This is a genomic window from Jiangella anatolica (assembly GCF_003236295.1).
GTDB lineage: Bacteria > Actinomycetota > Actinomycetes > Jiangellales > Jiangellaceae > Jiangella > Jiangella anatolica.
Window position 1 is genome coordinate 1 of record NZ_POTW01000153.1, and the last position, 9,040, is coordinate 9,040.

A 9,040-nucleotide genomic window follows, 5' to 3' on the forward strand; every position below is an offset into this window, starting at 1 on the left:
TTTAAGTCGTGGGCAGCGTCAGATGTGTATAAGAGCCAGGTCCGGCTCCGCCCTGCTGTGCCCGGCTTGGCACGCTCCAGCGTTGTGCTTGGCTCGCCGCAGGCGACCTGTCGCGCCGGAAATGTCGCGTTTGTGGAGCGCTGCGGCGTGCCAAGGGCGGCTCGACGCGTCGACGGCCGCCAGTGTCGACGCGGCCCCGTAGGGTGGGGACGTCCGCGACCGTCCCCGGGAGTCGCCCATGGAGCTGCAGACCGCGCGCGAGATCAAGGCCGAACTCCGCCGCCGGACCACGGTGCTGGCCGCGCCGCCCCGTCCGCACACACCCACCGGCGGCGTCGCCGTCGGCGTCTGCGTCGTCGGGCCAGCGACCTACGGGGTCGCCATCCGCACGTTCGGCTCGTCCGAACTCGCCGACGCCGTCACCGACGCGGGCCGCGAGCTGGCCGGCGCCGAGTGCGACATCCGCGACGTCGGTGTCGTCCGGTCGCAGCAGTGGGACGCCGAGAAGCTGCGGGGACGGCACCGGCCGCTGCGGCCCGGGCTGTCCGTGTCGCATGTCGACGTCACGGCGGGCACCATCGGCGCGTTCGTCGCCGACGGGTCCGGCGCCGTGCTGGTGCTGTCGAACAACCACGTGCTCGCCGACTCCGACCGTGGCGCGGCGGGCGACGTCGTCCTGCAGCCGGGCAGCGCCGACGGCGGCGCCGCGGCGGCCGATCGCATCGGCGTTCTCGACGGCGTCGTCGCCCTCGACCCCGTCGCGCCGAACCTCGTCGACGCCGCGACCGCGCGCCTCGACGACGGCGTCGACGTGTCCGCCGAGTATCCGGCCGGCGCGCTGACCGGCTGGGTCGCCGTCACCGACGACATCGCCGTCGAGAAGGCCGGCCGCACCACCGGCGTCACGCGCGGCCGGGTCAGCGCGATCGAGGTCGACGGCATCAGCGTCCAGTACCCGTCCGGCGTGCTCGACTTCGACGACCAGATCGAGGTCACCGGCGCCGGCTCGACGTCGTTCTCCGACGGCGGCGACAGCGGCTCGCTGGTCTACCGGCCCGACACCCGCGAGGCCATCGGGCTGCTGTTCGCCGGCAGCGACACCGGCGGCCCGAACGGCCAGGGCCTGACGTACTGCAACCCGATCGGCGCCGTGCTGGACCGGCTCGGCGTCCGCCTCGTCTAGGGTGTGTCTCCCGGGTCCATGGCCTACTGCGCGGCGTCCAGGCGGCGCCTCGCTGCGTTCTCGTCAGTCGCCATAGGCACCGCTATGTCTCCTTCCTCGGCCTTGCGAGACATCCACCTGGACGCCGCTCGCTACGGCCGAGACCCGGGAGACACACCCTAGATCGCGGTGATGTCCGACGGGGCGCGCTCGGCGCGAGCGAGCGCACGCAGCACCGCCGGCGCGCCGTGCTTGCGCGCCGACAGTGTCGTGAGCAGCGCGAACACCGGCTCCAATGCGGCGTCGGGCAGCTCCGGGGTGGCGACGCCGAGGCTGACGGCGAGGTCGTCGTCGTGGACGGCGATCTCCAGCAGCCGCGTCGTCAGGTAGTCGTCCAGCGTCAGCGACCAGCGGCCCTTCAGGTGCACGATCCGGTCGGCCGGCTCCTCGGGCAGCGTCTCGCGGAGCCCGTCGAGCGTGGCCGTCGTCCGCTCCACCAGCGCCGCCGGCCCGTCTGCGGCGGCCTTGTCGCCGCTGGCGCGGATCCCCTTGTTCGTCGGAGAGTCGAGGTCCGCGCCGACCCAGGTGGCGCGGGTGTAGTGGTCGATCAGCGCGGCCGGCGGCTCATCCGGCACCGGGGACGCCAGCACGGCCGGCACCGCGAGCACCTGGCCGGCGAGATGCGCGGCCAGGCCGCCGACGGCGAACGACTCCAGGGCGCTCGGCTCGTCCCAGCGGGCCGCGACCGCCGGGTCGCCGAGCAGCGCGAGCGCCGTCCCGGCCGCGTCGAGATAGGTCTGGCGCACCGTCGTCATGCCCACCACCTTAGGGGCGGCCGCGGGGTGCGATGATGCCAGCATGGCAGTCCCTGAGCCCTTCGACGCCGTCGACGTCATCCGGACCAAGCGCGACCGCGGCGAGCTGTCCGACGGGCAGATCGACTGGGTGGTCGACGCCTACACGCGCGGCGTCGTCGCGGACGAGCAGATGTCGGCGCTGGCGATGGCGATCCTGCTCAACGGCATGGAGCGGCGCGAGATCGCCCGGTGGACCGACGCGATGATCCGCACCGGCCGGCGGATGGACTGGTCCGCCGTCGACCGGCCCACCACCGACAAGCACTCCACCGGCGGCGTCGGCGACAAGATCACGCTTCCGCTGGCGCCGACGGTGGCCGCCTGCGGCGCCGCCGTCCCGCAGCTGTCCGGCCGTGGCCTCGGGCACACCGGCGGGACGCTGGACAAGCTGGAGTCGATCCCGGGCTGGCGGGCCTCGCTGTCCGCGTCCGAGATGCTGGAGGTGCTGCGGTCGACCGGCGCCGTCGTGTGTGCGGCCGGCGACGACCTCGCGCCCGCGGACAAGAAGCTGTACGCGCTGCGCGACGTCACCGGCACCGTCGAGGCGATCCCGCTGATCGCGTCGTCGATCATGAGCAAGAAGATCGCCGAGGGCACCGGCGCACTCGTCCTCGACGTCAAGGTCGGCTCCGGCGCCTTCATGAAGGATGTCGCGTCGGCCCGCGAGCTGGCGTCGACGATGGTCGCGCTCGGTTCGGACGCCGGCGTGCGCACCGTCGCGCTGCTCACGAACATGCAGACGCCGCTCGGGCTGACGGCGGGCAATGCGCTGGAGGTGCGCGAGTCGGTCGAGGTGCTCGACGGCGGCGGCCCCGACGACGTGGTCGAGCTGACGGTCACCCTGGCGCGCGAGATGCTGGCCGCCGCCGGGCTGTCCGGTGGGAAGGACCCGGCCGACGCGCTGAAGGACGGGTCGGCGATGGACGTGTGGCGACGGATGATCTCCGCGCAGGGCGGCGACCCGTCGGCGCCGTTGCCGGCCGCGCGCGAGACGCACACCGTCCTCGCGCCGGCGTCCGGTGTGCTGGCACAGCTGGACGCCTACCAGGTGGGGGTCGCGGCCTGGCGGCTCGGCGCCGGCCGGGCCCGCAAGGACGAGTCGGTCCAGGCCGCCGCCGGGGTCGAACTGCACGCCAAGCCCGGCGCCGTCGTCCGGGCCGGCGAGCCGCTGCTGACGCTGCACACCGACGAGCCGGCCCGGTTCGAGCGGGCGCTCGCGGCGCTGGAGGGCGGGTACCTGATCGCGCCGGAGGGCAGCCGGCCGGACCTCCCGCCGCTGGTCATCGACCGCGTCGGCTGAGGCGGTCTACGCTCGGCGCATGGTGAGACTGATCGACGCGCCGGCTCGCATCCCGGTGCCCGGCGGCAAGGTCATCGACGAGTACGTCGGCCGCGTCGCGACCCAGAACGGCGCGGTGTCGGTGGCCCGCATGCAGGCGCCCCCCGGCTGGGACGAGCCGGCGCAGGCGCCGGAGTTCGACGAGATCACGCTGGTGCTCAGCGGCAGCGTGGTCGTCGAGCACGACGGCGGCAGCACGACGGTCGCGGCCGGTCAGGCGCTGTTCACGGCGGCCGGCGAGCGGGTCCGCTACACCGCCGGCCCCGACGGCGCCGAGTACGTCGCCGTCTGCCTTCCGGCGTTCGCGCCCGACCTCGCGCACCGCGAGGACTGACCGTACGCGGACGGTTCGGCTGCTGTATCAGCACGGTAGCTGGACGGGTGCCTCAGCGCGCCGCTGGCCGCTGACCGCTCGCCAGTCCGCTGGTCGCGCTCGCGGGTGGTGCCGGCCCGCTGGCCGCTCGCGGTCCGCTGTCCCGCCGGCCGGTTGGCCGGGCGGCTGCTGGCGGGTTGGTTGTGGGCGTTCCGCCACGCTGCCTGGGCGTCCCGATCGACTCGGCTTCGACTGTTCGCCAGAACCTCACGACCGTACCAGTACAGTTGCCGCATGGCAGCCGAGCAGGTGATCGCCGGCCGCACGTCGCGGGCGATCGCCGACAGCGTGGAGGCGGCGATCGAGGCCGGCCGGCTGGCCGAGTCCGATCCGCTGCCGTCGGTTCGCGGCCTCGCCGCACGCCTCGGCGTCAGCCCGACCACGGTCTCCGCCGCCTACCGGGACCTGCGCCTACGCGGCGTCGTCACCAGTGAGGCCGGCCGCGTCACGCGCGTCGGCGTCCGGCCGGTCAGCCGGGCCCAGCAGTACGGCCCCGTCGGACCCGGCGTCCGCGACCTCAGCGACGGCTACCCGGACCGGGAGATGCTGCCCGACCTCGGCGCCGCGCTCGCTCGGGTCGAGCTGCCACCGTTCCAGTACGGTGCTCCGGCCGTGCTCCCACAGTTGGCCGAGATCGGGCAGGAGCAGTTCGTCGACCTGCCGTCCTGGCTGCGGCGGAACGCCGGCCCGATCGGCGTCGTCGGCGGGGCGATGGACGGGATCGAGCGGGTGCTGGCCAGCCGGGCCCGTCCCAACGACCGCATCGCCGTCGAGGATCCCGGCTACCCCGGCGTGCTGGAACTGGTCCGCTCGCTGGGCATGGTGCCGGTCGGTGTCACGCTCGACGACGTCGGGCCGGTGCCGTCGTCGCTGGCGGCCGCGCTCGCGAGCGGGCCGGCCGCGCTCGTCGTCACCCCGCGGGCGCAGAACCCGACCGGCGCGGCCATCGACGGTCCGCGCTCGCGTGAGCTGCGCATCGTCCTCGACGAGTACCCGGACGTCCTGGTCGTCGAGGACGACCATGCGTCGATGATCGCGGGCGTGCCGCACGCGTCGATCTGCATCGGTCGCCGGTCGTGGGCGATCGTGCGCTCGGCCAGCAAGCTGCTCGGGCCGGACCTGCGCACCGGCTTCCTGCTCGCCGACCCGCGCACCGCCCGCCGGGTCGCCGAACGACAGCTCGTCGGGGCCGGCTGGGTCAGCCACGTGCTGCAACACCTCGTCGCCCACCTCTGGTCCGACGACGACGTGCGCACCGGCGTCCGCCTCGCCGGCGACATCTACCGCGCCCGCCGCGAGACGCTGCTGCGCCGGCTGGCCGAGCGGGGGATCGCCGCGCGCGGCCGGTCCGGGCTGAACGTCTGGGTGCCGGTGCCGCACGAGGTCCCGGTGGTGCAGGCGCTGCAGGGACGCGGCTGGGCGGTCCGTGCCGGCGAGCCGCACCGCATGCACAGCGAACCGTTCATCCGCATCACGACCGCGACCCTGACCGCCGACGACGCGGACCGCCTGGCCAGCGACGTGGCGGCCGTGCTGGGACGGTCGCGGCGCACGCGGCTGGCGTGACGGTGGCGGGGCGGTCGTGGCTGGCGTGATGGTGGTGGTGGGTGCCGGGGCGGTCGCGGCCGCACGTGCTGGGCGGTGGCGGCGGACCCCGCTCGCGTGATGGCGCTGGGCGGTCGCCCCGGACGCGGCCGTAACTGTTCTGCCGGTCGCCGCGCGATGCTCTCGGGAGACGACGGCGTGGCTGCCGGGGGTCAGGCCGCGTCGTCGCCGAGGCGCAGGACGTCGGTCATGAGGGCGGCCAGCTCGCGGTCGCGGCCGTGCGCGCTGGCGGCCAGCCTCCCCGCGACCCGGCGCTGGGTCTCGACCGGCTTGTTCTGGCTGAGCTTGAACGTGCTGCGGACGTCGGTGACGGTCAGCTCGAACGCGACGATGCCGGCGAGCAGCTTGTCGACGTAGTCCAGCGACGGAGTCGGGTCCCAGCCGGTGCCGGCGTACGCCTCGGTCGCGTCGATGCTGGCCATGATGATCGCCAGCGCCTCGTCCCGGTCGTCGACGACGCGGATGGGACCGCTGAGGTGGACGGCGGCGTAGTTCCACGTCGGGACGTTCGGGCGGTCGCCGTCGTACCAGGTGGGCGAGACGTAGGCGTCCGGGCCGAGGAACACGGCGAGCGCCGAGCCCGCCGTCCGCAGCGCCGCGGCCTGCGGGTTCACCCGCGCCAGATGGCCGAGGACGACGCCGCCGAGCAGTGGCTCGCCGTCGGCCGGCGGGCGGCCGTCCGGATCGGGCCGGCGCAGCATGGGGACGTGCGTGGCGACCGGCGCGGCGCCCGGCACGGCATCGGCACTCGACCCCGCATCGCCGCAGATGATCAGGCCGAACGGGTTCTCGCGGATCAACCGGCCCTCGCGGTCCGGCGAGTCGGCGCGGAAGTGCCGGGGCGTGTGCATCGCGGGTGCTCCATACTGTACGGGTACGGTTGCTGCGACCGTACCAGTACAGTCGGCGAACTGCCAGACTGTGCGCGCGATCGCGGACGACATGGAGGTGCGGTGGAGCTCGACCTGCTGGTGACCGGCGCCCGGATCGTGACGATGGATCCCGCCCGCCCGAGCGCCTCCCGGCTCGGCATCTGGCACGGCCGAATCGCCGGGCTGGACGAGGAGCTCGACGGGCTGCGGGCGCGGCGGACGGTCGATCTCGGCGGCGCGACCGTGCTGCCCGGGTTCGTCGACGCGCACAGTCATCTGGCGTGGACGGGCATGGCCGCCGCGCTGGTCGACCTGTCCGGGCTGCGCACCCGCGACGCCGTGCTGGCCGCGGTCCGGCGGGCGGCGGACGCGGTCGCCGGCGACGGGTGGGTCGACCTCGCCGGATACGACCAGCGCCCGCTCGGCGGACACCTGACCCGCGACGACCTCGAGCAGGCCGCGCCCGGCCGCAGGCTCTACGTCCGGCACACGTCCGGCCACGCCTGCCTGGTCTCCGACGCCGTCCTGGCCACCGTCACCGAGGACGAGCTCGCCGCGCACGCATCCGGGGTCGTCCGTGACGCATCCGGGTGGCCGACCGGGCTGCTGGAGGAGGGCGCGATGGCGATCGCCCGCGCCCGCCGGCTGCCCTACACGCTGGCCGAGATCGTCACCGCCGTCGAGACCGCCGGCCGCGAGTGCCTGGCGCAGGGCATCACGACGGTCGCCGAGGCGGGCATCGTCACCGACCTCGCCGGGTCGTCGCCGGTCGAGCTGGCGGCGTACCAGGTCGCGCGCGAGCAGGGCCGGCTGCCGGTGCGGGTCCAGACGATGATCCCGGCGGCGATGCTCCGCCCGTCCGGTGCGGCGCCCGGCGACGGCATCGCGCGCGCCATCGACCTCGGCCTGCGCACCGGCCTTGGCGACGACCGGCTGTCGATCGGCGCGCTGAAGCTGTGGCTCGACGGCGGCATGATGGCACGCACCGCGGCCCTTACCACGCCGTACATCACCCCCAATGGGTCCGACGGCGGCAGCGGCCAGCTCGCCTTCGACGACGACGAGCTGGCCGCGCTGATCCTGGACGCGCACCGGGCCGGCTGGCAGCTGGCGATCCACGCCATCGGCGACGCCGCCGTCGACCAAGCCATCGCCGTCGTCACCGCGGCGCAGGCCGCGCATCCGCGGCCGGACGCGCGGCACCGCGTCGAGCACTGCGGGCTGGTCCGCCCCGACCAGCTACCCCGGCTCGCCGCGGCCGGCCTGACCGCCGTCGTCCAGCCGACCTTCCTGCACGCGTTCGGCGACGACTACTCGTCGATCATGGGCGACGAGCGCAGCGGGTGGATGTATCGCGGCCGGTCCTTCCTCGACCACGGCATCCCCGTCGCCGGCAGCTCCGACCGCCCGGTCGCCGACGGCGCGCCGCTGCGGGCGATGCAGTTCATGGTCGAGCGGACCAGCTCCGGCGGCGCGCCGGTCGGCCCGGCCGAGGCCGTCACCGCCGACGAGGCGCTGGCCGCCTACACCACCGGCAGCGCCTACGCGTGCCGCGTCGACGACGTCGCCGGTCGCCTGGCGGCGGGCGGGCTCGCCGACCTCGTCGTGCTCGACGCCGACCCACGCGAGGTGCCGCCGTCGGCCATCGCGGCGATCCCGGTCGTCGCGACCGTGCTCGGCGGCGAGGTCGTCCACGGGGCGATCTGAGGTCCGCTCCGGGTACCCCTTACGGGAGAGCCCCTACGCCCAGCGACGTAGGCGACGGCTCGGCTCCAGGTCCGATGTGCGGGCCCCGTCGAGCTGGAACCGTGGGGTCATGGTGTTCAGGACGCTGACGACGGGCGCGTTCCTCGTCGGCATGGCGATGCCGGCCGACGCCGCCGCCGAACCGGTGGACCCGCCGCCGGCGCCGGCCGACGACGGGCGCGAGCCGGACGCCGTCGCCGCCGACTGACGTCCGGCGACGTGACGAGACGGCGAGAGCGCCGGGGTCGGTGGTCGACCCCGGCGCTCTCGCCTGCGGTGAGGTGGTTCTGACGGGGCTCAGCGGGCCTCCAGCCGCGCACCGAGCGCCTTCGCCCCGATGACCAGGGCCGCCGCCGCCAGCACGATGTCCTTGAAGACGTACTGCGCCTCCAGCGTCGGCAGCCCGTCCGGGAAGAGGTCGCCGGCGAACAGCACCAGCGGCGCCATGATCCCGGCCAGCGCGCCGGCCAGCACCACCAGCCCGGCGCGCAGGAACACGCCGGTGACCAGCGTCAAGCCGATCACGGTCTCCAGGATCGCGGTCAGCACGACCGCTCCCTGGCCGCTGACCAGGCCGAACGTGAGCGTGTCGACGGTCCGCTCGACGAGGCCCTCCGCAGGGCTCGCGCCGGGGAAGAACTTCAGCACGCCGAACGCCAGGAACACGACGCCGAGGCTGGTCTGCAGGACACGGATGCTGTGCCGGGCCATCCAGCCGGTCGCGACGGCGAGTGGGCCGGTGGGTGCGGCGGCGACGGTCGTCTGCGGGGCGGGCGCGGTCGTGGCCATGATCTACCATCCTTCGTTGAGAGGGGTCCTCGGCTGGACTGTCCTTCTCGGCGGACCGCCGGAGTTGCCGCTCCGGCGGTCCTTCACCGACTCCGTTCTGGAGTGGTTTCACGCTACGAAGGCGTGGCCTGCGCGCACGTCGGCTTGCAGGCGTATCTCCTGGCTACGATCCGCGACGTACGGGTGATCGGGGATCGCCCGGGGGAGTGGCGTCGCGGCGGCGCCGGGTCGCCCACGCGGAACCGGGGGATCCGGGCGCTGCCTACGCCCGGATCCCCCGGTTGCTCCCCCTGTTTC

The 9,040-nt window shown here is 74.5% G+C and carries 9 protein-coding genes; 6 read left to right on the forward strand and 3 right to left on the reverse strand.

What is annotated here, in order from left to right:
* Positions 1 to 238 precede the first annotated feature (238 nt).
* Positions 239 to 1,183: a chymotrypsin family serine protease gene (locus C1I92_RS31960; protein WP_111258669.1), complete on the forward strand. Its 945-nt coding sequence runs from the start codon at positions 239 to 241 to the stop codon at positions 1,181 to 1,183.
* A gap of 158 nt (positions 1,184 to 1,341) precedes the next feature.
* Here the strand turns inward: C1I92_RS31960 and C1I92_RS31965 are convergent, their stop codons facing one another.
* Positions 1,342 to 1,977: a maleylpyruvate isomerase N-terminal domain-containing protein gene (locus C1I92_RS31965; protein WP_111258670.1), complete on the reverse strand. Its 636-nt coding sequence runs from the start codon at positions 1,975 to 1,977 to the stop codon at positions 1,342 to 1,344.
* Between the two features lie 43 nt (positions 1,978 to 2,020).
* Between C1I92_RS31965 and C1I92_RS31970 the strand changes: the two genes are divergently transcribed.
* The 3 genes from C1I92_RS31970 (at position 2,021) to C1I92_RS31980 (ending at position 5,297) form a co-directional block, all read left to right on the forward strand.
* On the forward strand, positions 2,021 to 3,319 hold the full coding sequence (locus tag C1I92_RS31970; protein ID WP_111258671.1) for a thymidine phosphorylase: 1,299 nt from the start codon (positions 2,021 to 2,023) through the stop codon (positions 3,317 to 3,319).
* Between the two features lie 19 nt (positions 3,320 to 3,338).
* Entirely contained in the window at positions 3,339 to 3,692 is a 354-nt protein-coding gene (locus C1I92_RS31975; protein ID WP_111258672.1) for a cupin domain-containing protein, read from the forward strand.
* Between the two features lie 273 nt (positions 3,693 to 3,965).
* On the forward strand, positions 3,966 to 5,297 hold the full coding sequence (locus tag C1I92_RS31980) for an aminotransferase class I/II-fold pyridoxal phosphate-dependent enzyme (protein WP_111258673.1): 1,332 nt from the start codon (positions 3,966 to 3,968) through the stop codon (positions 5,295 to 5,297).
* 191 nt (positions 5,298 to 5,488) lie between these two features.
* On the opposite strand, the gene C1I92_RS31985 is transcribed toward C1I92_RS31980, so the two are convergent.
* Positions 5,489 to 6,187: an FMN-binding negative transcriptional regulator gene (locus C1I92_RS31985; RefSeq protein WP_158564387.1), complete on the reverse strand. Its 699-nt coding sequence runs from the start codon at positions 6,185 to 6,187 to the stop codon at positions 5,489 to 5,491.
* Between the two features lie 144 nt (positions 6,188 to 6,331).
* Here C1I92_RS31985 and C1I92_RS31990 point away from each other — a divergent pair, with 144 nt between their 5' ends.
* Positions 6,332 to 7,915 carry an amidohydrolase gene (locus C1I92_RS31990; RefSeq protein WP_111258675.1) on the forward strand — a complete coding sequence of 528 codons (1,584 nt, stop codon included), beginning with the start codon at positions 6,332 to 6,334 and terminating at the stop codon, positions 7,913 to 7,915.
* A 109-nt stretch (positions 7,916 to 8,024) separates the two neighbouring features.
* Positions 8,025 to 8,162, forward strand: a complete 138-nt coding sequence (locus tag C1I92_RS34190) for a hypothetical protein (RefSeq protein ID WP_158564389.1) — start codon at positions 8,025 to 8,027, stop codon at positions 8,160 to 8,162.
* An 89-nt stretch (positions 8,163 to 8,251) separates the two neighbouring features.
* Here C1I92_RS34190 and C1I92_RS31995 read toward each other — a convergent pair whose 3' ends face one another.
* The gene (locus tag C1I92_RS31995; RefSeq protein WP_199521802.1) at positions 8,252 to 8,743 is read right to left on the reverse strand and encodes a hypothetical protein; all 492 of its coding nucleotides are present in this window, start codon (positions 8,741 to 8,743) and stop codon (positions 8,252 to 8,254) included.
* Between the last annotated feature and the right edge of the window lie 297 nt (positions 8,744 to 9,040).